Here is a 23,921-nt window from a genome sequence, read left to right as displayed (position 1 = left end):
CTACGCCGCTCCCATCATCGCCCGCACCGCCGCCACGATGGCCGGCACCTGCGGGATCGCCGCATCTTCCAGATGCTTGGGATAGGGGATCGGCACCTCTGCCGAACAGACCCGCCCGGCCGGCGCGTCCAGCGTCCAGAACCCCTGCTCCATGATCCGCGCCGAAATCTCCGCCGCCAGCGAGCCGGAGCGCCAGCCTTCGTCCACGATCACCGCGCGGCGGGTCTTGGCGACCGAAGCCAGGATCGTGGCATCATCCAGCGGCCGCAGGCTGCGCAGGTCGATCACCTCCGCCGAGATGCCCTCGCTCTGCAGCGCCTCCGCCGCCTCCAGCGTCTTGAACAGCGACCCGCCATAGGTGATCAGGCTGACATCGCTGCCTTCGCGGCGGACTGCGGCATTTGAGATATCCACCGGCCCCGCGGTGCTGCTCAGCGCCGCCTCGCGGTTATAAAGCATCACGTTTTCAAAGATCAGCACCGGATCGGGATCGCACAGCGCCGTCCACAGCATCCCCCGCGCATCCTCGACGGTGGCCGGGGCCAGCACCTTCAGCCCCGGGATATGGGCATACCACCCCTCCAGACTGTGCGAGTGCTGCGCCGCCAGCTGCTTGCCCGCGCCCGTGGCCATGCGGATCACCAGCGGCACCCCGAACTGGCCGCCGGACATGTGCCGGACGGTGGCGGCGGTGTTCAGGATCTGATCCAGGGCCAGCAGCGAGAAGTTCACCGTCATCAGCTCCACCACCGGGCGCATCCCCGCCATCGCCGCGCCGATCCCGGCGCCGGTAAAGCCGGACTCCGACAGCGGTGTGTCACGGATGCGGGCCTCGCCGAATTCCTCCATCAGCCCCATCGACACCGCATAGCAGCCGCCATAGGCGCCCACATCCTCGCCCATCAGGAACACCCGTTCGTCGCGCGTCATCGCATCGCGCAGCGCCGCCCGCACCGCCTCCCGGTAGCTGACCATTTCGGTTTCCCCGCCGGGCGCCGCCGGCGCAACCGGACCGGGCTGCGGCCCCAGGACGTGGCGCGTCAGATCTTCCACCGGCTCCCACGATGCGTCTTCGGCGAACTGCACCGCCGCTGCGATCTCCCCTTCGATCTCCGCCTCAATCGCGGCGATTTCCTCCTCATGGATCAGCCCGGCCTCCAGCAGCCAAGTGCGGAAGCGGACAATCGGGCCGCGCTTGCGCCAGTCCTCTACTTCCGCCTTGTCCCGGTAGAGCTGGGCGTCGAACATCGAATGCGCCCGGAACCGGTAGGTGCGGCACTCCAGGAACACCGGCTTGCCGGTCTCGCGGATCGCTGCCAAGGCCCGCCGCGCCGCGGTCTCAACCGCCACCACATCCATCCCGTCCACCACCTCGGCCGCCACCCCATAGGCGGCGGCCTTGGCGCTGATATCGGTCTCGGACTCGCTGCGCCCCAGCGCCGTGCCCATGGCATAGCCGTTGTTTTCACAGACAAACAGCACCGGCAGCCCCCACAGGGCGGCCAGGTTCATCGCCTCGTGAAACTCGCCTTCGGCCACCGCCCCCTCGCCAAAGAAACAGGCGGTGACATGCGGATCGCCGCGCATATGGTCGGCCAGCGCCAGCCCCGCCGCCAAGGGCAGCCCGCCGCCGACAATCGCGTTGCCGCCATAGAAATTGGTCCCCGCATCATACAGATGCATCGACCCGCCGCGCCCGCCGGAGCAGCCCTCGGCCTTGCCGAACATCTCCGCCATCACCGCATCCATCGAAACCCCGCGCACCAGCGCGTGCCCATGCTCGCGGTAGGTGGCGACAACCCGGTCGCCCTCCGCCAGCAGCGGGATCACGCCCGCGGCAACCGCCTCCTCGCCGTCGTAAAGATGCAGAAAGCCGCGGATCTTTTCCTGCGTGTACAGCTTGGCGCAGGCGTCCTCGAACATGCGGACCCGCATCATCGCCGTCAGCAGGTCGCGCACATGGCCGCGGTCAAGGCGGGTTTTCCCCTGGGTGCTCATGTCTCATCGCTCTCCAATGTCGAAATGTCGCCCTCCGGCAGCCCCAGCTCGCGCGCCTTCAGCAGCCTGCGCATGATCTTGCCCGACCGGGTCTTGGGCAGGGTGTTGCGGAACAGCACGCTGCGCGGGGCCACCGCCGCCCCCAGCCGTTTGCGCGCATGGCCGCGCACCTCGCGCTCCAGCTCTTCAGACGGCTCATAGCCGGGGTTCAGCGTGACATAGGCCTTCACGATCTCGCCCGCGGTCTCATCCGGCACGCCGATCACCGCCGCCTCCGCCACACCCGGATGCTCAATCAGCGCGCTTTCCACCTCAAACGGGCCGACCAGATGGCCGGAGGTCTTGATCAGATCATCCTTGCGCCCGACGAACCAGTAATAGCCGTCCGCATCCCGGGTGGCCAAATCGCCCGACAGATACCAGCCATCGGCAAAGCATTTCTTGAACCGCTCCTCCTCATGCAGATACCCCCGCATCACCGAGGGCCAGTCCGGGCGCAGCGCCAGCTCGCCGGTCTCCCCTGCCCCGCATTCGGCCAGCCCGCCATCGTCCTCTCTCAGGATGGCCGCAATGATGCCCGGCAGCGGCTTGCCCATCGAGCCGGGCTTCACCTCCATGCCGGGCAGGTTCGCAATCATGATGCCGCCGGTCTCGGTCTGCCACCAGTTGTCGTGGAAGGGGTGCGGAAACACCTTGCGGCTCCACTCCACCGCCTCGGGGTTCAAGGGCTCGCCGACGCTGGCGAGGAACGTCAGCGAGGAGAAATCGAACGCCGCCGCCGCGTCCGCGCCCGCCCGCATCATCAGGCGGATCGCAGTGGGGGCCGAATACCAGATCTCGACCTGCTCGCGCCCGATGATACCGTACCAGCGCTCCAGGTCGAACTCGGCCTCGTCCACGACCATCGTCACCCGGTTCACCAGCGGCGCGATGATGCCATAGGAGGTGCCGGTGACCCAGCCGGGATCGGCGGTGCACCAATAGACCGCGCCCGGCTCCAGCCCCAGCGCGATGCGCCCCGAATAGGCGTGATAGACCACCGCCCCATGCACATGCACCACGCCCTTGGGCTTGCCGGTGGTGCCAGAGGTGAAATGCACCAGCGCCGGATCCTCGGCCGCGGTGCGCACCGTTTCGAACTTGTCCCCTGCCCGCTCCAGCGCCGGCCCCAGCGCCACGCAGCCCTCCGGCGCCTCCTCACCGGTGACCAGCACCAGCTTCAGGGCGGGCAGCTGATCCCGCAGCGGCGCAATCTTGCGCAGGTACAGCGCCGCGGTGGTGACCAGCACCCGCGCCGCCCCGATTTCCAGCCTTGTCCGGACCGGTTCCGGCCCGAAGGCCGCAAACAGCGGCGTATAGACCATCCCTGCCTTCAGCGTGCCAAGGGCGCAGGCATACAGCTCCGGCACCCGCCCGATCAGAGAGCAGACACCGTCGCCCCGCTGCAGCCCGTGGCCGCGCAGCAGGTTTGCAAACTTTGAGGACAGCGCCGCCAGCTCCGCATAGGTCAGCTCGCGCCGGCTGCCGTCCTTGCCCAGCCAGCGGATCGCCGTCTGCGCGCCATAGCCCGCGGCGGCGTGGCGGTCCGCGGCCTCATGCGCGATGTTCAGCCCGCCATCCAGGCCGCTGACCAGTTTCTCGGTTCCGGCCCACCGGCTGCCCTCGCCGCCCGCGGTCAACATCCCCCCGGCGCTCAGGCCCTCCTGCCCTGTCTTGCGGTCATCCTGCATGGCATCCTCCCGGCCCCATGTTCCCCCGGCAGCGGGCGCGCCGCTATAACCCGCATCAATCAGGCGGCAGGCGCCGGATTTGCTGAGCCGCAGCGATTCTGGCACTCTGTTTCAGATGTACTGGAATGTGTTGCCGGCGCTTGGCGGCATCGGCCTCTTTCTGATCGGCATGCTGCTGCTGACCGGCGGTCTCAAGACACTTGCCGGGGCCCGCCTGCGCAGCATTCTGGGCCGGTTCACCTCCACCCCCGCCACCGGCGCGGCAACCGGCGCTGTGACCACCGCGGCGATCCAGTCCTCCAGCGCCACAACCGTCGCCGCCGTCGGATTCGTCGCCTCCGGGCTGCTGACCTTTCCGCAGGCGCTGGGGATCATCTTCGGCGCCAACATCGGCACCACCATGACCGGCTGGCTGGTCGCCATCCTGGGCTTCAAGCTCGACCTCGGCCAGGCCATGCTGCCGGTGATCCTGCTGGGCGCGCTGCTGGCCCTTTCCGGCAAACGCAAGGTCTCCTATCTGGGCCAGGCGCTGGCGGGCTTCAGCCTGATCTTCATCGGCATCGAACAGATGAAATCCGGGCTTGAGGCCTTCCAGGGCATCGTCACCCCCGCCGATTTCCCCTCCGACAGCTGGGCGGGCCGTCTGAAACTGGTGGCTCTCGGCGTGCTGATCACCCTGGTCACCCAATCCTCCAGCGCCGGCGTCGCCACCGCCCTGGCCGCCCTCAGCGCCGGAGCGGTGAATTTCCCGCAGGCCGCGGCGCTGGTCATCGGCATGGACGTCGGCACCACCTTCACGGCGGTTCTGGCGACGCTCGGCGGCGGCACCATGGCCCGGCGCACCGGCGTTGCGCATGTGATCTACAACCTGATGACGGGCGTCATGGCGTTCTTTCTGCTGGGGCCGTTTGCTGCCGCGGTATCGTACTGGCACGGGTCCGCACAGCCGCTGACCGCGCTGGTCGCCTTTCACAGCATCTTCAACCTCTTGGGCGTGATCCTGATCCTGCCCTTCGCGCGCCCGTTTGCCCGGCTGATCGAGTTTCTGGTCCCGGACCGCGGGGCGGCGCTGACGCAATCGCTGGGCCATCTGATCCTGCGCGATCCGGCAGCCGCAACCGCCGCCGCCAAAGTGGCCGTGAACCGGATCACGGCCGCCGCCGTCCACCACCTCAGAACACTCACCGGCGCCCCCGTCCCGGGCAGCAGCGGCTACGAGTGGGGCCACATCTCCGCGGCCGTCACGGAAACCAGCACCTACCTCGACAAGATCGAACTGTCCGGCAATGCCAGTGCGGAGTTTGCCGAAATCAAGGGCATGTACCACATCCTCGATCATCTGGACCGGCTGCTGTACCGCTGCACGCAAACCGACAGGATCAGCGAATTGCCGAACGACGGGCGGCTGCGGCGCCTCACCGGCCTGCTGGCCCTGGCAACCGCCGGTTTCGAGAACGTCACCAGCCCTGAGGACTGCGAAAAAACGCTCGACCGCGTCCGCCGCATCACGCGGGCGCAGCGCAGCTCGCAACGCGACCGGCTGATCTCCGAGGCGGCGGAGGGCACCTTGCCGGACGAAACCGCCTGGACCCGGCTTGATGCGGTCCGCTGGCTGCACAGGGTGTCCTACCACCTGTGGCGCATACGCCTGCACTTGAACCTGCTGGAAAACAGCAGTCCCGGCCCCCGCCGCAAGACTGAGAAAGCAGAGCTGGATCCCGGTCCGGACTGAGACCCGCCCCTTTGGCAGGCGGGGCAGCACGGCCTCAAAGCAGGAACTTGAGGCAGGTTAAAGCCGCGCCCCGGCGGCGGCTCCTATACTCGCCGCAACAAGGACCACGGCAGAGGAGGAGGATTCTGGTGTTCTTTCGCGCGATGATTTTGATATGTGCAGCCGCTGGCGCCGCCAGCGCGCAGGAGCCGGACCCGCAGGACGGGCGGGATCTCTACCGGACCTATTGCTGGCAGTGCCATGGCCGGGACGCCACAGGCACCGGCCCGATGGCAGAGATGCTGGCCATCGAAACACCGGACCTGACGCGGCTGGCCGCCCGCAACGGCGGCACCTTTCCGCTGGAAGCCGTCGCCCGGCAGGTGGATGGCCGCGCGCCGGTGCTCGCCCACGGCGGTGAAATGCCGCTGTTCGGCCCGGTTCTGGACTCCGATCAGCAGGTCGCGCTGGCCTTGCCCAGCGGCCAGCCGATGATGACCGGTCTGCCGCTGGCAAATCTCATTGCCTATCTGCAGTCGGTGCAGGCGGACTAGCCGGACCTGTCCGCAACCCCGCGGATGATGCGGCGCCCGGCCTTATTGGCCCTGCATTGTCCGCTCCAGCCGGGCCTGCGTTCTGGCGATGGCCTGCGGAAACCGCTGCTTGATCTCAGCAGCGGTATAGCTTTCGCCATCCATCCCCGCGCCCGTCACCGCGCCGCGGTGGAAAATCAGGATCAGCACAGGCCGCTTCCCGCCGCTGCAGGCGGCCACCGCCGCACTGCCATGGCCGGACCGTGCGATCCGGCACACCGCCGCAAAGGCCCGCGCCCCGGCCCTCACCGGCGGGTCGACCACCCAGCTCACCGGACCGGCCCGAAGGCGTCCCAGCCGAACCGGACCGCCGGCCCGATCAGCGCCGCCGGAACCACGGACACGTCCAGCTCGGCCCGGCCGGACAGCACGGCCCGGCCAAACACCGGCTCCAGGCTGACCTGCAGCCTCCGGGCAGGCGCGGTTCCGTACACCAGCGGCGCCAGCGTGCCATACAGCTGCCCGGTCTCCGCCGGGTCGCCCGACCCGAATTTCGCGTCCAGGATCAGGGCGCGGATGCGGATGCGGCGCAGCACCGCCGCTGCCAGCCGCCCCGCCGCAGGAACAATCCTGCGCGGCTCATACCGCCGCTTGCGGCTTGGCTTCTTGGGTGCGGCGGGCGGTTTCCGCCTGCCGGACAGCCGGATCCGCGGGCCGATCCCGCCCAGCGGGCGCAGCGCAGCGGAAAACACCAGCCCCGCCTCCTTGCGCAGCACCAGCTCGATCCTCAGCGGCAGGACCAGCACCAGAACGATCAGGCCCAGCAGCGCCGCCAGCAGCACGGCCAAAGCTGTGCCCAGCCCCGCCACGGTCAGCCCTGCCCCTTCCCGCCTTTCGCCCCGGCCGTCTGCGCCGCCGTGTCAATGGCCTTTCCGGCGGCATCGCCCAGCACCGCCGCCAGCGTTGTCATCGCGCCTTGCACCGATTCAACCCGCGCGCCGCGCTGGTCGATGATGATGGCCCCCAGCGGCTTGATGCCGCCGCCCGCGCCGGTGCCCGCGCCTTCGCCCGTCTTGGTATCCGCGCCGCCGCCGGCGCCAAAGCCGAACCCGTAGCTGACAATCGGAATGACCGTCGCCTCCCCTTTTTCGATCGGGTCGCCCAGAACGTTCTTGGCATTCAGCAGGCGGTCCAGTTCCTCCACCGTACCCTTCAGCAGCCGTTCGACATTTTCCATCCCGCTCACCTTTCACACTCGCAACACTGAACGGGGGCGACCCTATCAGCCGCTCAGCCTGCGTGGATTGAGCGGCATCAATCGGCCTGCCGGGATTCATGGCATTATGGACAGGCCCGCCCAGGACCGGAGACCGCAGATGCCCCATTCCGCCCCGCCCGTGATCAGCTTTGACAAGGTGAAACGCACCGACACCGGCCTCGTCGGCGGCAAGAACGCCTCTCTGGGAGAGATGATCCAGGCGCTTGGCGCCAAGGGCATCCGCGTGCCGCCGGGGTTTGCCACCACCGCCGATGCCTATCGCGATTACCTGACCGCCAACAAGCTTGAAGCCTGGATCCGCCAGGAGCTTGGCGCGCTGGCAGCAGGACGGACCACGCTGCCCAAGGCAGGCAAGGCGATCCGCGCCCTGATCCTAGGCGGGGACTGGCCTGCCCGCACCGCACAGGCGGTCCTTGCCCAGTACCGCAGCCTCAGCGTCGCGGCAGGGCAGCCGGACGTGCCCGTCGCCGTCCGCTCCAGCGCCACCGCCGAGGACCTGCCGGAGGCCAGTTTCGCGGGCCAGCAGGAGACCTTCCTGAACGTGCGCGGCGAGCAGGCCCTGCTGGAGGCCTGCCGCAAATGCTATGCCTCGCTGTTCACCGACCGGGCGATCTCCTACCGCCGCATCCACGGCTTCGATCATATGAAGGTGGCGCTGTCGGTCGGGGTGCAGCAGATGGTGCGCGCTGACACCGGCGGCGCCGGGGTGATGTTCTCAATCGACACCGAATCCGGCTTTCCCGGTGCGGTCCTGATCAACGCCGCCTGGGGCTTGGGCGAAAACGTGGTGCAGGGCGCCGTGGACCCGGACGAATACCAGGTCTTCAAACCCTTTCTGGACACTCCAGGCCTGACCCCGATCCTGGAAAAGCGGCTGGGCGCCAAGGCCGTCAAGATGATCCAGGACCGCGACGGCAGCCCCCGCAACGTGCCCGCCTCCAAGGCTGAGCGGGCGCAATTCGTGCTCAGCGACGACGATATCCTGCTGCTGGCCCGCCAGGCCAAGGTGATCGAGGATCACTATGGCTGCCCGATGGACATGGAATGGGCCCGCGACGGCGCCGGCGGCCGCATCTACATCGTGCAGGCCCGCCCCGAAACCGTGCAGTCGCGCGCCGCGGCCGGCACCCTGCGCTCCTATGCGGTAACGGATCCGGGACGGGTGCTGCTGACCGGGCTCAGCGTCGGCAGCGGCGCGGTCGCAGGCCGGGTGTCGATCATCGAAAGCGCCGATGACATAGACCGCTTCGTGGACGGCTCGGTGCTGGTGACCGGCACCACCGACCCGGACTGGGTGCCGGTGATGAAACGCGCCGCCGCCATCGTCACCGACCACGGCGGCCGCACCTCCCACGCCGCCATCATCAGCCGCGAGCTGGGCCTGCCCGCCATCGTCGGCTGCGGCAACGCCACCGAGGTTCTGCACGATCAGCAGGACGTCACCGTCTCCTGCGCCGGGGGCGAGCAGGGCGTGGTGACCGAGGGCCTGTCGCAGATCGCCGTCACCGAGGAATCGCTGGCCGGCCTGCCCCGCCCCAAGACCCAAATCATGCTCAACCTCGCCAACCCCGGCGCCGCGCTGCGCTGGTGGCGGCTGCCCGTGGACGGCGTCGGCCTCGCCCGGATGGAATTCGTGATCAGCAACGCGGTGCGCGTCCACCCCATGGCGCTGGCCCGCTTCGATCAGGTCCAGGACCCCGAAACCCGCGCCGCGATCAAGGCGCTGACCGCAGGCTATGACCCTAAGACCGAATACTTCGTTGACCGCCTCGCCCGCGGCCTGTCGCGGATCGCCGCCTTCTGCCACCCCAAGCCGGTGATCATCCGGATGAGCGATTTCAAAACCAACGAATACGCCGACCTCCTGGGCGGGCAAGCCTTTGAACCTGCCGAGGAAAACCCGATGATCGGCTTCCGCGGCGCCTCCCGCTACTACTCCGATGAATACCGCGACGGGTTCGCGCTGGAATGCCAGGCGATTGCCCGGCTGCGCGGTCAGATGGGGTTCAAAAACGTGGTGGTGATGATCCCCTTCTGCCGCACCCCCGAAGAGGCCGACAAGGTGCTGGAAGTAATGGCGGAGCACGGCCTGAAACGCGGCCAGGACGGGCTGGAGGTCTATGTGATGTGCGAAATCCCCTCCAACGTCCTGCGCGCGGCGGAATTTGCCGAACGCTTCGACGGCTTCTCCATCGGCTCCAACGACCTGACCCAGCTGACGCTCGGCATCGACCGCGACTCCGGCGCGCTGGCAGACCTGTTCCGCGAGGACGACCCGGCAGTGCTTTGGATGATCGAAACGGTGATCCGCGAGGCGCACAAGGCGGGATCCAAGGTCGGCTTCTGCGGCCAGGCGCCCAGCAACAACCCGGACTATGCCCGCCGCCTGGTGGAGTTCGGCATCGACAGCATCTCGGTCACGCCCGACAGCTTTGTGCAGGTCCTGCGCAACGCCGCCAAGGCCGAAGACGCAGGCTAAACCGCCTGAACCTCGCACTGCGGCAGCAGCGCCTCCACCGCGCCGCGCTCAAACAGCGCGGTGCCTTCGGTTGCAACCGTGGCGCTGGCCGCGGCCACCCCCCAGCGCAGCGCCTGATCCAGCGCCGCGCCGCGCGACAGCGCCAGCGTCAGCGCACCGGTAAAGGCATCCCCTGCCCCGATCTTGCTTTGCACCCCGACCAAAGGCGCGCGGCAGAAAAACCGCTGCTCCCGTGTGGCCAGAACCGACCCCTCGGCACCGCGCCCGCCGACGACGATTTCCGCCACCCCGCGCGCAATCAGCGACTGGGCAAACGCCAGGCTGTCCGCGACCGCGGGCAGCGCGTGCCCCGCCGCCTGCTCCGCCTCCCGCTGGTCCAGCCGCAGCAAGTGCACGGGCTTGCCGGGCGCGGCCAGCAGATGCGCCAGCGCCGCCTTGGAGGTATCCACCACCAGACGGTCTGTGCGCGGCGCAATCGCCGCCAGCACCTGATGCGGGAAATCATCGGCCAGCCCCGGCGTCACGCCGCCGCTCAGCACCACATAGCCCTCGCGCGGCGCCGCCTGCGCAATCGCGCTCAGCAGCCGGGCGCCGTCATCCGCCGTCATCGTCTCGCCCGGAACGCTGAAACGGAACTGTTCGCCGGTGGTCTCATCCGTCACGGCAAAGCTTTGGCGGGTTTCGCCGGGCACATGCACCGCCACCGCCAGCACGTCTTCCGCCACCAGAAGCTGCAGCAGTTGCTCGCCCATGGCGCCGCCAACCGCCACCAGCGCGGTGACCTCGCCGCCCAGCTTGCGGATCGCCCGCGCCGCATTCACCCCGCCGCCGCCGGGGTCCACCCGCGGCGCCTTGCAATACAGCTTGGGACCCGCCACCACCCGCTCTATCGAGGTTGCCAGATCGACCGCCGGGTTGAGTGTGATTGTCAGGATCCGGGACATCAGCCTTCCTTCCCCGCTGCCGGGCCGGGCCGCATCTGCTCAGTCCTTTTTCAGGATCATCGCCAGCCGCAGCACCGCCGCCAGGATCGCCTGGCCCAGTACCGGCGACTGGCCCAGGCCAATGGCCGCATCGCTGTCGCGGGCATCGTTTTCCCGCAAGGTGCAGTGCCAGCGCCCGTGCTTGCCATAGGCGCGGCCGCGGATATGCACGTCCCAATCCGGAAAAGCATCGTCGGCCACATGCATGGCCCCATCCGCGGTGCCGATCCGCTGCGCGGCGTGTTCATCACGCGGCACCGCATCCGGCAGCAGAAACGCCAGCGCATGCAGCACGCCGTCAAAATCCGCCAGGGTCAGATCCGACTGGTTTTCCAGCCGTTCAATCAGGATTTCCAGTTCCGGGTCTTGCATGGCCACCTCCCGTTGCGTGACGCGTTAAATGACTTCGGCAACGCCGATGACATAATTCTTTCCATAGGCCCGGGCGCATCTGGGGCAGGTCGTATAGAACATAAAGATCCGCCCCGCGGTTTTGCCCGCTGCTTCAGCGGCAACCTCCATGTCATGCATCCAGTCCCGGGCCCGGCGGTAGGGGCCTTCAAACACCCGGGTCAGGAAATCGCCGGTGATCTCCCGCATTTCTTCGCCGGGCACCCGGCCGGTCACCGCAAAGAAATGCTCCGCTTCCGACTGCGACAGGTCCCGGCTGAGCACCAGATACCCCTCAGGATCCTGCGCCCCGGCGTCTTCGATATGCTTCTGCACCCGCGCAAAGACGGTTCCCATGTTCAGCGGGATATGCAGCAGGCTGCGCGTCTTGGCCCGCACAAACGGCTTGTTCTCGAAATGCAGATGGCGGCCGTCCCACCCTTGCGGCTTGAACCTGGGGCAGCAGCCGGTGGTGTTGTCGCTCATGTCCATCTTTGGCAGGCAATTGGTCTCCATGGCTCTCCCCTCACGGTGTCCCGTGCCGCCGCCAGTCTAGGCCCGCTGCGGCACGCCGAAATGATTTGCATCAATCCCCCCTGCCCGCTTGGCCATCGCAGCCGCCTCAGCCGCCGCTGCGCAGGACCAGCGGGCAGCGCGCCGCCTCCTGGATGCGGGCCGGCGGCGGCAGCCCTGCCAGCGGCGCCGCCACAATCACCGCCGCCGGGCTCATATGCTCCAGCTGCCGCAGCAGCACCGCCGGCTCTGCGCACAGCCGGGTTTCCGCCACATCGCCCGGCGGCCCGGCAGTCGCGGCCGCGGAACCGGGCTGCGCCTGCCGCGCGCAGGCCACCAGCGCCACCAGCGGCTTGCGAACGCTGCGCGCCAGCCGCAGCGCAAAGCCCGGCACCGCCTGCCCTTCCGCCAGGATCACGGCGATGCAGCCCGCCGCGGTCAGGATCGGCTTGAACCCGGAAATCAGGATGTCGCCCGCCGCCGCAGAGCGGCGCAGCTCCTCCTGCAGATGGCCTTCCGCCTCCCGGAACGAGCTGACCAGCGCCGCCGCCTTGGCCCGCCGCGCCAGCAGCCCCTCAAACCGCCGGGCATCGGCCTGGAACGCCCGGGCCAGCGCGCCCGCGGTCAGCCCGGTCTCCCGCTGCCCGGAATAGGACACCACCCGCGAATGCGCATAGCCCGCGGCCAGAACCGCCGTCTCGCGCACAAACACCCCGTGCAGCTCCGCCCCCAGCTGGCGGGCCAGATCCAGCGCCAGCGCCAGCGCCGCCTCCGCATCCGGATAGCAGCTGGCGCCCAGGATCACCCTGGCGCGGCCCCCCTGCCCCGCGTTTTCCGCATCATTCCGCATCGCCGCCAGCCTCCTTTGCAAAGGACTTGCGGATGTCGGCAAAGCCTTGCAGCCGGTCCTCCACCCGCCGGTTCAGGCTGCCCTCCGGATAGGTCCCGTCCGCCCCCCGCACGCCCGCCTCCAGCCCGGTCAGCACCGTCAGCCCGTCGGTCACGCTGGTCATCGGAATGACCCGGAACCGGCCCGCCTCCACCGCATCGACGACGCGCTGGCGCAGGGTCAGGTTGCGCACATTGGCCGCCGGGATCAGAACCCCCTGGCGGCCGGTCAAACCGCGGGCATCACAGACGTCAAAGAAGCCTTCGATCTTCTGGTTCACCCCGCCAATCGCCTGAATGTCGCCGAACTGGTTGACCGACCCGGTGATCGCAAAGGACTGGTCCAGCGGCACCTCCGCCAGCGACGACAGCAGCGCAATCAGCTCCGCCGCCGAGGCGCTGTCGCCCTCCACCCCGCCATAGCTCTGCTCGAACACCAGGCTGGCCCACAGCGACAGCGGCGCGCGGGTGGCATAGGCGGCCGCCAGATAGCCCTGCAGGATCAGCATCCCCTTGGAATGGATCGGCCCGCCCAGCTCGGTCTCGCGTTCGATATCCACCAGCTTGCCGGTGCCAGGCCGGGTCCGCGCCGTCAGCCGCGACGGCTTGCCGAAACTGTAATCGCCGATCTGCAGGACCGACAGCGCGTTGATCTGGCCGATGCGCGCGCCGTCCGTATCTATCATCACCGTGCCCTGCCGGATCGTCTCCAGCCCCAGCTCCCGCACGCGTCCGGCCCGGCGCTCTTTCTCCGCCACCGCGCGTTCGATGTGCTGCGGCCCGATATGGGCGCTGCCGCCGCTGCCGGCCCAGAACTCCGCCTCCCGCAGCAGGTCCGACAAGCGGCTGAAATTCAGCGTCAGCCGCTCAGTATCCCCGCTCAGGCGCATGCTTTCGCGCATCACGCTTTCAACCGCAGGCTGATCAAGCGGCCGGGTCCCGGCCCGCCGGGCCAGCCGCGCAATCAGCTGCGCATAGCCCTCAACGGCGCCGCTCTCTTCCAGCCGCAGATGATCGTCGAAATCCGCCTCCAGCTTGAACAGCTGCAGGAAATCCGGGTCCAGCGCCGACAGCAGGTAGTAATGCAGCCGCTCCCCGATCAGCACCACCCGCACACGCAAGGGCACCGGGTCCGGCTCCAGCGAGACGGTCGACACCAGACTCAGCCGCTCTCCCGGCGAATAGATCGCGATCTCCCCGGTCCGCAAACACCGCTTCAGCGCGTCCCAGGCCAGCGGCTCGCTCAGCACCTGACGCACATCCAGCACCAGATAGCCGCCATTGGCCCGGTGCAGCGCCCCCGGCTTGATCATGGTGAAATTGGTTATCAGCGCCCCCATCTCGGACGCATATTCGATGCGCCCGATCAGATTGGCCATCGTCGGCAGCTCTTCCTTGACCACCGGCGCGCCCTGGCCGCTGCTGCCGTTGGAGACCATCACATTGACCCGGTAGCGCTGGAACTGCGGCTCCTCGAACCGCTTGCTGGTCGCCACCGGAAACGGGCCGGCAGCATCGTCGCTGTCGCCCATCAGGAACAGCTCGGCGTTTTCCACCAGATCGCTGCGCACCGCCTTCAGATACGCCTGCACCTCCGCCTCGCCGGCAAAGGCGTCCAGCACCTCGCGGATCGCCTCATCCACCCCGCGCGCAGCCAGCTGATAGTTCAGCTGCTCCACCTGCCGCCGGTGCTCCTTTTCCCGGCGGGGCACCGATTTCAGCACGTCAGAGATCCGCTGCTGCACGCTGTCGATTGCGGCCTCCAGCTCCTCCCGCTCTTCATCCGTCAGCGCCTCGAAGTCCTCCTGCGTCAGCACATTCCCGTCGCGCTGCCCGGCAAAACTGAACCCTACCGGCGTGCGCAGGATGGCGACATTCCTGGCGCGGGCATCGTCAAAGATTTCCGCCATCTCGCCTTCATGCTCAGCCGAGAAATCCTCCTCGATGGTCCGGCGCCGGGTCTGGTAATCCTCGGACTCAAACAGCGCCGGGATCTGGTTGGCCAGGTCATCGACCAGCGTTTCCATCATCTTGCGCAGACGGCTGGCCGAACCGGGCGGCAGCTGGATTGCCACCGGCTTATGCGGCTGTTCGAAGTTGTTCACGTAAACCCAGTCGCAGGCGACCGGCCTTTCCTTCGCGATCCCGGCCAGAATCGACTGGGCAATCACATGGCGGCCGCTGCCGGGCTGGCCCAGAACAAAGACATGGAAATCCTCATGCGGGACCGTGGCGCTCATCCGGATCGCATCCACCGCCCGGTCCTGCCCCAGCCACTCCTGCGCCCCGTCCAGCTCATCCGTCAGCGTGAACCGCAGCTTTGCAGAGGGCAGCGCAGGCCGCAGCTCCGCCGCCGTCAAAGGGTCCGGTCCAAGATTTCCAGCCATTGCGCTCTCCTTTTTCCGGGATCAGGGCACCAGAACCGCAGCCCCCTGCAGCCGCCCCTGCCGCATGTCCTCCAGCGCCTGATTGGCGTCTTCCAAGGCGTAGGCGCGGTGTTCAGTGACGACGCCCGCCTTGGCGGCCAGCGGCAGGAAGTCCTCGCCGTCCTGCCGGGTCAGATTGGCAACCGACAGAATGTGCCGCTCGCCCCACAGATCGGCATAGGGAAAGGCGGGAATGTCGCTCATGTGGATGCCGCCGCAGACCACCCTGCCCCCCTTGCGCACGGCCTTCAGGGCGGCGGGCACCAGGCTGCCCACGGGCGCAAACAGGATCGCCGCATCCAGCGGTTCCGGCGGCAGATCATCAGACCCGCCCGCCCAGGCCGCGCCCAGGCTGCGGGCAAACGCCTGCGCTTCGCTGTCGCCCGGCTTCGTTAGCGCAAACACCTTGCGGCCCTGCCAGACCGCCAGCTGCGTCAGGATATGCGCCGCAGCGCCAAACCCGTACAGCCCGATATTAAGGCCCGCCCCCGCCATGCGGTAGCTGCGATAGCCGATCAGCCCGGCGCACAGCAGCGGCGCCAGCGCAACCGGATCGCCGCCGCCCAGCGGAAACACAAAGCGCGCATCCGCCACGCAGGCCTCGGCAAAACCGCCGTTGCGGGTATAGCCGGTGAACTCCGGCGCATCGCACAGGTTCTCCTGCCCCTCCCGGCAATAGCGGCAGTGGCAGCAGGTGGCCCCCAGCCAGGGCACTCCCACCCGCTGGCCGATCTCCAGCCCCTCAGCCTGCGGGCCCAGGGCCGCGATACGACCGACAATCTCATGCCCCAGGATCAGGGGCACCTTGGGGCCGGATAAATCACCGTCAAAGATATGCAGATCGGTGCGGCACACGCCGCAGGCTTCGACCCGGATCAGAACCTCCCCGGGTCCGGGTTCCGGCTCGGCAATCTCCTCCAGCCGCAGCGGCTCCTTTGCCTTATGGAAAACCATTGCACGCATTCTGCGTCTCCCCGCATTTCAGAATACCGCAAGCCAGTTCCCGGCGCAGTGATCAGGATCAACCCGCCGTCAAACCCGCACGCCCCACCAACTGCTGGTTGAAACGGCACCGCGCACCCAGGGGCTCAGCCCGATGCACAGGATCACGATGGAAAACAGGCACCAGACGGCGGGCATCTCATTGGGGTTGCTGGTCAGCATCCAGGCCAGCACCGGCCCGGTAAGCACATGCACCAGCACAAACCGCCACGCCCCATAGGCCAGCGGCATCAGGAACACCGCCGCCATGTAAGCCGGAAAGCCGGATTGCACCCCCAACGCCCGGTCCACCGGCACCAGCAGCCCGTTATAGGGCACATTCCAGGCGATATGCCAACTTCCGGACACGGTGCACAGCACCTCAGCGCACAACGGCGCCCCCGGCGCGCAGCTCCCCAAGGCGGGCAGCGGCACAAGCTGCAGCAGCATAACCCCCGCCGCAGCGCAGCTCAGGGCCAGCACCCAGACCCGGCAGCGCCGCCGGACGGCACTGGGCACCAATTCCAGAACAAAGGCATTGATTACAATGGGTTGGAAGGCGATATGCAGATAGGACAGAAGCGTGGAACCCTTGTTCGCAGCTGAACTGCACTCATCGACGCTCAGGTACCCCGCAATCTGCAGCACCTCCATCACCGTGAAGTACCCCAGCGCGCCCCAGACCGCCAAGGGCTGGCCCTGCCGCCAGCAGACCACCGCCGCGGCGGTCCCGGCAGCCGCCATCACGGCCGAGGCTTCCAGGCTCCAGCACATCCGCTAGCGGTCATCAAGCACGGCCAGCCGCCGCAGCATCTCTTCCCGTTCCGCCAGCAGATCCAGCACCAGCGCCACCCCTGCGGCGTTGACGCCCAGATCCCGGTTCAGCCGCCGCGCCTTCTTGGCGCGGGCAATGCTCACACTGTGGAACTGCCAGCTTTGGACTGAGGCCCCTTCGGGCTCCAGCACCCCGTGTTCGACCAGTTCGATGACCCAATTTCTGTCGGCCTGGCAAAACCGGCACAGCTCATCCAGCGACAGGCTGACAACAACTGCAGTTTTTGCGGTTGCGGGTTTCATGCGTCTATCCTCCGATACCGGCACGCGGGTTGAACGGCACCTCCCGGGCCATCTGCTCAAAGACCCTGCGCGCCTCTTCCGTTGTCACCTTGGGGTTCACGATCCTCAGGGTGGCATAGATGTCCCCGGGCGGTGTGCCCGGCAGCCCCTTGCCCTTCAGCCGCAGCTTCTGGCCGCTGCGGGCATTTGCAGGCACGGTCAGCGCGACCTTGCCATCGGGCGTGGGTATCATCACCTTGCCGCCCAACGCAGCCTCCCAGGGGGCCACGGGCAGTTCCAGATACAGATCCTTGCCATCCGCCCGGTACACCGGATGCGGGGCAAAGCTGACCTCCAGAAACAGATCCCCCGGCACCCCTCCGCCCAGCGGCGCCAGGCCCTGACCCGGCAGCCGGATGTGCTGGCCTTCGAGGATACCTTTCGGGACATGCACCGTGATGCTGCGATCCTGCAGCTGCACCGAGCCATCCGGCGCCGCCTGCGGCACCCGAAGCTTCAGAACCCGGGTTGCCCCGCGGTAGGCGTCCTCGATGTCCAGCTGCAGGCGGGCGTGCTGGTCTGCACCGGGCCGGTCAAATGGCTGCCCCCGGCGCCGGAAGAGGGACTCGAAGAAGTCGCTGAAGGCTTCCGCCCGCTCCGGGCCGCCGCCGGTGAACTCAAATCCGCCCTCCCATCCCGGCGGCGGGCGGAAGCTGTCCTGGGATCCGGACCCGGGTTTGCCCAGCTGGTCATAGGCGGCGCGGCGCTCGGGGTCTTTGAGCACTTCGTAGGCTTCGTTCACGTCCTTGAACATCGCCTCTGCTTCGGCACCTTCATTGATGTCCGGGTGGTACTTGCGCGCCAGTTTGCGGAAGGCGCGCTTGATTTCGCCGGGTTCGGCATCCGGTGCGATGCCGAGAATTTTGTAGTAGTCCCTGTATTCCATACCACAGCTCTCCCCGCGCCATTGCGTCCGCAGTGTGCCATGCCGCAGGCGGCGGCGGGTTGATCCGGATCATAGCAGCCGGGACTGCTGCGGGGAGTTCACAGCTGTGAACTATGCTGCCGCCCCGCGGCGGGTGAGGGCCATGACCATGGGCGCGCTGGTGAAGCGTCCCGATACCGCCTTGGCGCTGAGGTGCCGGAGATAGCCGCTGGGGGAGCGGATATCCGAAAACCGTTCCAGCATGGCGGCGACCACGGTTGCGGCTTCTGCAGCGCCCATGGCGGATTTGGTTTCTTCCCAGACAGCCGTGGAGATACCCATCATCGGGCGCACGGTATCGGCGGCGCGCAGGAGGTCTCCCCAGTGGCGGATGGTGCCACCGGCATAGCCTTGGATCTCACCGCAGGCGGCGAGGATCAGGCGGAGCGGGAGGCTTGGTCCGCTGGGGGCAGGGGCCTTTGGCGGCTGGGGCGGGGTTTCACGGTGCACGGGCCTGTCTGATGAGCGTTTCTCAGCATACCCGGTTTCGTCCTTCGATTCCGTAGCCCGTGCGTGCGCTGCCGTAACGGTCTGTTCAGATTCAAATGAGTCTTTCTTTGAATTCTGATAGTGGTGCTCATTTCGGGCGTCACTGGTGCCCGGTTCTTCTGCAAACAAAGGCTCTAACAGGCGCTTCATCTCAGCCAGGGCGGCGGCGAGGCGGGCCTGGAGGGCTTCCAGATCTTCCGCGCCAAGCTTGCGGCGGAGGTCGCGGGCGGTCAGATGGGCGAGGTCGTGGAACTGGTCCCAGACAGCGGCCTCAGGATAGTCCGCAGCGCCGCAGAGGGCGAGGTTCAGCAGGTCGCGGCGCATCAGGCTGACGGTTTCGCGCAGCTGCTTGATACGGGCATCCTCAGCGCGCTGAGCCGCTGCTGCGTCCGAGAACTCGGCAAAGCGGACGGCGAGGGGGGAGAGGTCGAAGCCGTAGGCGACCCGGTCCCCCTGATAGCGGCGCACATAGCGTTTGCCGTTGGGGCTGTCGCGGCGGACCAGGAGGCCCGCTGAGACCAGCTTGGCCATGTGGCGGCGCATGGTGGAATTGGGCATTCCGTTGAGCCGCTCGCAGATTGCACGGTTGGAGGGATGCACCACGGTGACGCCGGGCTGCGGTTCAATGTCCTTACCGGGCAGGAAGCTGAGCAGCGCCTGCAGTACCGAGAGGTCGCGGTCGTTGAGACCATAGGTCTTGCGGGCGGCGGCCAGCTCGCGCAGCGCGTCCCATTTGCTGACGGTGCTGAGCATAGAAGATCCGTCAGCGGCGGCCTGCTGGTGTTTCAGCAGGACAGCATCCACCGTTCGCCCGAAAGGCGTGAGGGGCATATATCCCATGTCATCATCACGAAAGACAAAAAAACAGCGGCCCGCGAATCACATTGGACTTGCGGTTGTCGGCTCCGGCCACTAACTTGAGGGTGCTAGAAACAAGTTGGTCTCGTGGAGCGTCGTCTTTGCGGGGCCTTCTTTTTTGCCTGCTCTGTGCCTCCTAAGTTATTGTTATATATTACTCTTCGCCGCGCGACTGCCAGCGCGCGTGAAGCTCTTCAATCACATTCTGGGCCTCGGCCTCCAGCCAGTCGGCAAAGCTGCCGCCGGGGAGTTCCAGGCTGACACCCTTGGCGGTGCGGCGCAGGGTGGCGCTGCGGCGGCCATCGACGGTGAGCGGCTGCGTCAGCGTCCGGGCCTTTTTCGCGGGCTTGGCGTCCTGCGGGGCAGCGGCGGGGACCGCGGCCCTGAACACCGCCTCAAACGCCAGCACCGAGGGGTCGGCGGTTGCAGCCTCCGAGCCTTCGGTCACCGCGTCGACGGCAAAACTGGTGTATTCCTTTTCGGCAATGCTGATCAGCGCGTCACGGTCTGCGCCGGTGTCTGCAATCGCCTTGGCCAGCGCGTCCCAGCGGGGGCGGCCGATGCCCTGGGCCGGGCCGATGGCGCGGATCAGGTCGGGGCCGATCGCCTCGGCAATGGCGATGGCCATGGAGACGGAGGATTTGGTGACGGTCAGCACCTCGGCGACCTGCGACTGGTTGCCGAAGCCGTTTTCCACCAGCTCCTGCGCGAACAGCGCCTTTTCGATGAAAGAGAGGTCGCGGCGTGCCATGTTTTCCGAAATCTGGGCGCGCACGGCGGCGTCATCGTCCAGGCTGGCGACCAGGGCGCGGACCTTGGTGACCTTGTCGGAGGCGCGGATCGCCTCCAGCCGGCGGCGGCCGTAGACCAGCAGGTAACGGTCGGCCTCGGACGGGTGGCGGCGCACCAGGATCGGCACGGTCTGGCCGTTTGCCTCAATCGCGTCGCGCAGGTCGTGGATATCGCTGGGGTCAAGCCGGTCGTGGACGCGGGTGTCCTCGATCTGATGCGGCTCCAGGTCCCAGACCCGGTGCGAATCCACCGCGTCGCGGGCCGAGCGCAGGGCGCGGTTGCTGGACATCATCGAAGCCGCCGGGGCAGGGGCGGCCGCCGGAGCACCGGCCGCAGCCAGGCTGTCGAGCATCGAGAGGCGGGATTTCTTGCTGCTGGTCATGAGCGCCCCCAGGTTTCCTGAATGAGCTGGCTGATTTCATCGTTGACCGCGTTCAGGCTTTCGACCGCGCGGTCATAGGTGGAGCGGGTGAAGGCGCTGCGTTCGACCTCGTACAGGGTCTGTTTCGTCAGGCCCGCATCGGAGATTGCAGTGGATTTCAGCATCGGCGCGTTCAGCACCTTGTCGCCGTACATGGTGCGCAGGAAGGCGACGATGCGGTTCTGCGGTGCGTCCGACGGCTCGTAGCGCGTCAGCAGGTAGCGCATCCAGTCGTGGCTCATGTCGGCGCCGCTTTGCGCGATCACGTCCATCAGGTCGGCGGTCATGCGCAGGAATTGCGACATCGACATCACGTCGAGCATTTCCGGGTGGATGGTGACCAGCACGCCGGTGGCGGCGGAGAGTGCGGACATGGTGAGGAAGCCGAGCTGCGGCGGGCAGTCGATCACCACCACGTCATAGTCGGAATCGACCTGTGTCAGAGCCTCTTTTACCCGGAAAAAGAACAATCCGGCGCTGCCTTGGGCCAGGGCGCGGGGGGTGTCGTGCTCGAACTCCATCAGTTCGAGGTTGCCGGGGATGAGGTCGAGATTCGGGATATAGGTCTTGCGGATCACCGAGGCGATCGGCGCCGGGTCGTCATAGCGGATGGCATCGTAAAGCGTGCCGCCGTCCTTGAGGTCGAACTCCGGCTGGACGCCGTGCAGGGCAGTGAGGGACGCCTGCGGGTCGAGGTCGATGGCCAGCACCCGGTAGCCCTTGAGCGCCAGCCGCTGCGCCAGGTGGGCGGAGGTGGTGGTTTTGCCGGAGCCGCCCTTGAAATTCATCACGCCGATGATCTGCATATGGTCGGCATAGCCCTCGCCGCCCTCCGGACTGACCCGCCGACCGGGCAGGTAGTCGCCGGGCTTGCGGGCGGTTTTTTCCAAGAGTTCGCGCAGTTCCTGGATGTCCTCGGCGGAGTACTGGCGGCGGTTGCCGGCGGTCAGTTCGGGCGAGGGGCCCTTGCCGTCCAGATGCAGCTTGCGCAGGTAGGAATCATTAACGCCGAGCAGGGCCGCGGCCTCGCCGGAGGTGAATTTGCGCATCGTCTTGGAGGCATTCGGGGGGAACAGGCTCTCGCGCTGCGCATGCAGCTGGGCGGCAATCCATTCGGAATGCTGGCGGATCACCGCATTGAGATCCTCAGGTGTGTATGTATGATCCATCTGCCCTTGTGCCTGCCATCTGCGCCGCTCTGCCTTTTACCCGTGTCTTTGCCGCCTGGCGTGTTCACGGAAATTGGCGTTTACCGCCTCTTTTCCGTGACTATTGGCCAAAGAGCGGGATTCGTGCAAGCGTTTTCTATAGTTGGCAGGATCGAGGAGCGGCGGTGGGGGCCGGGCGCCGGGCCGCGAAGCGGGTTCGCGGCGGCGCCCAGGGTCAGAGATACCGGGCCGCGCGGGGCGGCGGGGTCAGTCTTCGTCTTTGTCCTTGTCCTTGGCTTCGGACTTTCCGGACTTCGGATCGGTGTGGTCCGGGTCGCCTTTTTCGCCGGGCTGGTTCTTCAGCGGGTGGTGCTGTTCCGACCCTTTCAGACCTTCGATGACATCGTGTTTCGGCTGCTGCTTGGTCATGGGATCCTCCTTGTGAATGGCCGGCCGCCGGGCTGCCGCGGGACGGTTTGGCAGCTGCGCGGGCGGCACGGACTCAACGCGGGGCGGCGGGAATGGTTCCCCGCGGCCGTCCCCGGCTATGCGGCCAGAAGGGCGGCGGCGCAGACCAGTGCGGCGCCGGCAAACGGCCAGAAGCGGCTGTCGCGCTCCTCCGGCAGCTCCTCCTTGAGGACGTTGAGGATGATGCCGCCGGACAGGAAGGCAAACAGGAAGCCGAGCCAGAGCTCCGGCAGATGCACGCTCACCCCGAGCGCCCAGCCGCCCAGCACCGCGCCGGCGATGATCCATCTGGCGGTGCGGTCGTATTTGTGGCTGTGGTCCTGGCGCAGCCCGAAGTCGGTGGTGACGAAATGCAGCGACATGGCCACCCCGTAGGCCAGCAGGGACCAGGCCCCTTCGGTTTCACGGTTGGTGAGCAGATAGCCGGTGATCAGGTTGTAGAGCGCGAAGGAGCCGGTATGGAGCCAGAAATCACCGCTGCCGGGTGTTGGCCCCCGGCCGCCGGCGGTGTCTTTGCGGCGGGCGCTTTTGACCAGTTTTTCCAGACCGTAGAACAGGACCAGACCGCCGAGCGCCGAGAGGTAGACGGCCTCCTCGGCTTTGGCGGGGGACAGCTCCAGCTCTTCGGAGAAGATGCTTTGGTGGGCGGCGAGCTCCGGCAGGATGTGGAGGAACACATAGGCGACAGCCACCCCGCCGGCAGCCGACAGCCACCTGCTTCGGGGGGTCCGGTCGAGAAAGGTCATCCACCCGATGGACAGGTGAATGGCGGCAAACAGGGCGGCAAAGGCAAAACTGGCTGCAATCATAGGAGGGTAATGCAGACCGCCGGGCAAAAGTTCCCGCGGGGCAGGGGGCCTGGGCGTTGTCCCCCACACACTGTGAGGGCGGTCAGAAATGAGCGGTCAGAAGGTGAACCCCGCTGACCAGTCCCGGAGGCGGGTCAGGAATTCCCGGTCGTCCGCTTCGTCAGGCACCTCAAAATTCGGCAGTCCGTTCAGGATGGTGCGCAGGCCGCGCAGGTCTCCTCTGTGCTCGAGCCAGTTGACGGCGAATTGCTCCAGGCCTTCCGGCAGACGCAGGGCGGGGTCCGGGGAGGAGTAATACAGGGCGTGCGGAACGCTGTTCAGCGAGGCGACAAGATCCGCGAGCGGCTTGAGGTCGCTGGCGGGTTCGCCGGCCAGGTCCCGGCTGGCCGCGGAATGGGCCAGGAACGCGCGCCCGGCGGCAACGGTCTGGGTGGTGTTCAGGACAAAGCTCACCGAGAGGGTGAGCACGATCATGCCGTTGACGCCGACAAGGACAGTTGTCAGTTCCCAGCCCGCGGATCCGGGCTGGCTGTTGCCGCCGCCAAGGGTGGACAGTGCTTCGCCGACGTATCCGAGGTCCATAAGCCAACCGGCTGGCTGTCCGGTGTCTGAGTACACCACCGCATATTGGGACGCCTGAAATATGAGCAGCCAGGACAGGGCGGTGCTGACAATCCAGAAAGCGCCAATGGACGACATGACAAGCGGGCCGATAACGGTGCGTCCGCCCGACGTGTGCGGGAGAAGTCTGCGCAGGGCCTGCCAGCTGCCCCGCGAAATCCATCTGGACGGCAGCTTGCGGTCGGTGATTGCGACAGTCGTCAGCAGGAAGTCCGTAATGACGACCAGCAGCGTGCATATTCCCAGAATGGCGAGGCCCATACTTAGGAAACGCAAATACCCCCCGCTTGGGTTCCCGGCGGAATTCCGTTCATTGCGGGGGCGTGGCCTTGTCAATCCGGGAGTGAGAACATTATAAGAACA

At 67.1% G+C, this 23,921-nt stretch carries 23 protein-coding genes; 3 read left to right on the top strand and 20 right to left on the bottom strand.

The genetic code is table 11. The features are described from left to right. Window positions 1–1,998, bottom strand: coding sequence for a pyruvate dehydrogenase (acetyl-transferring) E1 component subunit alpha (gene pdhA, locus CAER_RS29105; protein ID WP_027233746.1), 1,998 nt, complete (start codon window positions 1,996–1,998; stop codon window positions 1–3). After that, on the bottom strand, window positions 1,995–3,728 hold the full coding sequence (gene acsA / locus CAER_RS27195; RefSeq protein WP_084299335.1) for an acetate--CoA ligase: 1,734 nt from the start codon (window positions 3,726–3,728) through the stop codon (window positions 1,995–1,997). The genes pdhA and acsA overlap by 4 nt, the downstream gene beginning before the upstream one ends. 115 nt (window positions 3,729–3,843) lie before the next feature. On the opposite strand from acsA, the gene CAER_RS0101515 reads away from it, so the two are divergent. Then, window positions 3,844–5,460, top strand: a complete 1,617-nt coding sequence (locus tag CAER_RS0101515; protein WP_036796740.1) for a Na/Pi cotransporter family protein — start codon at window positions 3,844–3,846, stop codon at window positions 5,458–5,460. Between the two features lie 143 nt (window positions 5,461–5,603). Beyond that, complete coding sequence (locus CAER_RS0101510; RefSeq protein WP_036796738.1) at window positions 5,604–5,993, top strand: c-type cytochrome; 390 nt, start codon at window positions 5,604–5,606, stop codon at window positions 5,991–5,993. Between the two features lie 42 nt (window positions 5,994–6,035). Here the strand turns inward: CAER_RS0101510 and CAER_RS0101505 are convergent, their stop codons facing one another. Genes CAER_RS0101505 through CAER_RS27190 form a run of 3 tightly spaced genes read right to left on the bottom strand, consistent with a single transcriptional unit; the run spans window position 6,036 to window position 7,209 of the window. After that, window positions 6,036–6,305: a hypothetical protein gene (locus CAER_RS0101505; RefSeq protein WP_027233743.1), complete on the bottom strand. Its 270-nt coding sequence runs from the start codon at window positions 6,303–6,305 to the stop codon at window positions 6,036–6,038. Then, window positions 6,302–6,841, bottom strand: a complete 540-nt coding sequence (locus CAER_RS0101500; RefSeq protein ID WP_036796736.1) for a DUF2953 domain-containing protein — start codon at window positions 6,839–6,841, stop codon at window positions 6,302–6,304. The genes CAER_RS0101505 and CAER_RS0101500 overlap by 4 nt, the downstream gene beginning before the upstream one ends. 2 nt (window positions 6,842–6,843) lie before the next feature. After that, entirely contained in the window at window positions 6,844–7,209 is a 366-nt protein-coding gene (locus tag CAER_RS27190; protein WP_036796735.1) for a GerW family sporulation protein, read from the bottom strand. Window positions 7,210–7,348: 139 nt separating this feature from the next. Here CAER_RS27190 and ppsA point away from each other — a divergent pair, with 139 nt between their 5' ends. Beyond that, window positions 7,349–9,730 carry a phosphoenolpyruvate synthase gene (gene ppsA / locus CAER_RS0101490; protein WP_027233741.1) on the top strand — a complete coding sequence of 794 codons (2,382 nt, stop codon included), beginning with the start codon at window positions 7,349–7,351 and terminating at the stop codon, window positions 9,728–9,730. Here ppsA and CAER_RS0101485 read toward each other — a convergent pair. The 15 genes from CAER_RS0101485 to CAER_RS0101415 form a co-directional block, all read right to left on the bottom strand. Beyond that, window positions 9,727–10,674, bottom strand: a complete 948-nt coding sequence (locus CAER_RS0101485) for a 1-phosphofructokinase family hexose kinase (protein ID WP_027233740.1) — start codon at window positions 10,672–10,674, stop codon at window positions 9,727–9,729. The genes ppsA and CAER_RS0101485 overlap by 4 nt on opposite strands. A 39-nt stretch (window positions 10,675–10,713) precedes the next feature. Further along, a complete protein-coding gene (locus tag CAER_RS0101480) occupies window positions 10,714–11,085 on the bottom strand; it encodes a hypothetical protein (RefSeq protein ID WP_027233739.1) in 372 nt (123 codons plus the stop codon). Window positions 11,086–11,109: 24 nt separating this feature from the next. After that, the gene (locus CAER_RS0101475) at window positions 11,110–11,619 is read right to left on the bottom strand and encodes a hydrolase (RefSeq protein ID WP_027233738.1); all 510 of its coding nucleotides are present in this window, start codon (window positions 11,617–11,619) and stop codon (window positions 11,110–11,112) included. Between the two features lie 106 nt (window positions 11,620–11,725). Further along, on the bottom strand, window positions 11,726–12,466 hold the full coding sequence (locus CAER_RS0101470) for a hypothetical protein (protein ID WP_027233737.1): 741 nt from the start codon (window positions 12,464–12,466) through the stop codon (window positions 11,726–11,728). Continuing rightward, complete coding sequence (locus CAER_RS27185) at window positions 12,456–14,891, bottom strand: Lon protease family protein (RefSeq protein ID WP_036796732.1); 2,436 nt, start codon at window positions 14,889–14,891, stop codon at window positions 12,456–12,458. The genes CAER_RS0101470 and CAER_RS27185 overlap by 11 nt, the downstream gene beginning before the upstream one ends. Window positions 14,892–14,912: 21 nt before the next feature. After that, window positions 14,913–15,893 (bottom strand): zinc-dependent alcohol dehydrogenase family protein, encoded by a 981-nt coding sequence (locus CAER_RS0101460; protein ID WP_027233736.1) that lies wholly within the window; start codon window positions 15,891–15,893, stop codon window positions 14,913–14,915. Window positions 15,894–15,962: 69 nt separating this feature from the next. Next, window positions 15,963–16,685, bottom strand: a complete 723-nt coding sequence (locus CAER_RS0101455) for a DUF5765 domain-containing protein (RefSeq protein WP_027233735.1) — start codon at window positions 16,683–16,685, stop codon at window positions 15,963–15,965. Between the two features lie 3 nt (window positions 16,686–16,688). Further along, window positions 16,689–16,988, bottom strand: a complete 300-nt coding sequence (locus tag CAER_RS0101450; RefSeq protein WP_027233734.1) for a chaperone modulator CbpM — start codon at window positions 16,986–16,988, stop codon at window positions 16,689–16,691. 4 nt (window positions 16,989–16,992) lie between these two features. Further along, window positions 16,993–17,913, bottom strand: a complete 921-nt coding sequence (locus tag CAER_RS0101445; protein ID WP_027233733.1) for a DnaJ C-terminal domain-containing protein — start codon at window positions 17,911–17,913, stop codon at window positions 16,993–16,995. 111 nt (window positions 17,914–18,024) lie between these two features. Beyond that, window positions 18,025–19,281 (bottom strand): plasmid replication protein RepC, encoded by a 1,257-nt coding sequence (gene repC / locus CAER_RS0101440; RefSeq protein ID WP_027233732.1) that lies wholly within the window; start codon window positions 19,279–19,281, stop codon window positions 18,025–18,027. Between the two features lie 172 nt (window positions 19,282–19,453). Beyond that, window positions 19,454–20,473, bottom strand: a complete 1,020-nt coding sequence (gene repB, locus CAER_RS0101435) for a plasmid partitioning protein RepB (RefSeq protein ID WP_027233731.1) — start codon at window positions 20,471–20,473, stop codon at window positions 19,454–19,456. Further along, complete coding sequence (repA, locus tag CAER_RS0101430) at window positions 20,470–21,681, bottom strand: plasmid partitioning protein RepA (RefSeq protein ID WP_027233730.1); 1,212 nt, start codon at window positions 21,679–21,681, stop codon at window positions 20,470–20,472. The genes repB and repA overlap by 4 nt, the downstream gene beginning before the upstream one ends. A gap of 246 nt (window positions 21,682–21,927) precedes the next feature. Beyond that, window positions 21,928–22,089: a hypothetical protein gene (locus CAER_RS29490; RefSeq protein ID WP_154667618.1), complete on the bottom strand. Its 162-nt coding sequence runs from the start codon at window positions 22,087–22,089 to the stop codon at window positions 21,928–21,930. Window positions 22,090–22,205: 116 nt separating this feature from the next. Then, window positions 22,206–22,937 (bottom strand): ZIP family metal transporter, encoded by a 732-nt coding sequence (locus tag CAER_RS30440; protein ID WP_036796730.1) that lies wholly within the window; start codon window positions 22,935–22,937, stop codon window positions 22,206–22,208. Window positions 22,938–23,033: 96 nt separating this feature from the next. Beyond that, window positions 23,034–23,921, bottom strand: an 888-nt coding sequence (locus CAER_RS0101415; protein ID WP_209320178.1) for a hypothetical protein, incomplete at its 5' end; no start/stop codon positions are given.

The sequence above is a fragment of the Leisingera caerulea DSM 24564 genome, assembly GCF_000473325.1.
In the GTDB taxonomy this organism is placed as follows: domain Bacteria; phylum Pseudomonadota; class Alphaproteobacteria; order Rhodobacterales; family Rhodobacteraceae; genus Leisingera; species Leisingera caerulea.
Note: the sequence above shows the minus strand (reverse complement) of the source record. Positions and strands in the feature narration are given on the sequence as shown.

Bases quoted from the DNA above. Each gene is read 5' to 3' on its own strand.
- CAER_RS0101445 (WP_027233733.1), bottom strand. From the start codon at position 17,913: ATGGAATACAGGGACTACTACAAAATTCTCGGCATCGCACCGGATGCC.
- CAER_RS0101510 (WP_036796738.1), top strand. From the start codon at position 5,604: ATGATTTTGATATGTGCAGCCGCTGGCGCCGCCAGCGCGCAGGAGCCG.
- CAER_RS0101480 (WP_027233739.1), bottom strand. From the start codon at position 11,085: ATGCAAGACCCGGAACTGGAAATCCTGATTGAACGGCTGGAAAACCAG.
- CAER_RS0101485 (WP_027233740.1), bottom strand. From the start codon at position 10,674: ATGTCCCGGATCCTGACAATCACACTCAACCCGGCGGTCGATCTGGCA.
- repA (WP_027233730.1), bottom strand. From the start codon at position 21,681: ATGGATCATACATACACACCTGAGGATCTCAATGCGGTGATCCGCCAG.
- CAER_RS0101515 (WP_036796740.1), top strand. From the start codon at position 3,844: ATGTACTGGAATGTGTTGCCGGCGCTTGGCGGCATCGGCCTCTTTCTG.
- CAER_RS0101455 (WP_027233735.1), bottom strand. From the start codon at position 16,685: ATGTGCTGGAGCCTGGAAGCCTCGGCCGTGATGGCGGCTGCCGGGACC.
- CAER_RS27185 (WP_036796732.1), bottom strand. From the start codon at position 14,891: ATGGCTGGAAATCTTGGACCGGACCCTTTGACGGCGGCGGAGCTGCGG.
- pdhA (WP_027233746.1), bottom strand. From the start codon at position 1,998: ATGAGCACCCAGGGGAAAACCCGCCTTGACCGCGGCCATGTGCGCGAC.
- CAER_RS0101450 (WP_027233734.1), bottom strand. From the start codon at position 16,988: ATGAAACCCGCAACCGCAAAAACTGCAGTTGTTGTCAGCCTGTCGCTG.
- CAER_RS30440 (WP_036796730.1), bottom strand. From the start codon at position 22,937: ATGATTGCAGCCAGTTTTGCCTTTGCCGCCCTGTTTGCCGCCATTCAC.
- CAER_RS0101460 (WP_027233736.1), bottom strand. From the start codon at position 15,893: ATGCGTGCAATGGTTTTCCATAAGGCAAAGGAGCCGCTGCGGCTGGAG.
- repB (WP_027233731.1), bottom strand. From the start codon at position 20,473: ATGACCAGCAGCAAGAAATCCCGCCTCTCGATGCTCGACAGCCTGGCT.
- ppsA (WP_027233741.1), top strand. From the start codon at position 7,349: ATGCCCCATTCCGCCCCGCCCGTGATCAGCTTTGACAAGGTGAAACGC.
- repC (WP_027233732.1), bottom strand. From the start codon at position 19,281: ATGGGATATATGCCCCTCACGCCTTTCGGGCGAACGGTGGATGCTGTC.
- CAER_RS27190 (WP_036796735.1), bottom strand. From the start codon at position 7,209: ATGGAAAATGTCGAACGGCTGCTGAAGGGTACGGTGGAGGAACTGGAC.
- CAER_RS0101475 (WP_027233738.1), bottom strand. From the start codon at position 11,619: ATGGAGACCAATTGCCTGCCAAAGATGGACATGAGCGACAACACCACC.
- CAER_RS29490 (WP_154667618.1), bottom strand. From the start codon at position 22,089: ATGACCAAGCAGCAGCCGAAACACGATGTCATCGAAGGTCTGAAAGGG.
- CAER_RS0101470 (WP_027233737.1), bottom strand. From the start codon at position 12,466: ATGCGGAATGATGCGGAAAACGCGGGGCAGGGGGGCCGCGCCAGGGTG.
- acsA (WP_084299335.1), bottom strand. From the start codon at position 3,728: ATGCAGGATGACCGCAAGACAGGGCAGGAGGGCCTGAGCGCCGGGGGG.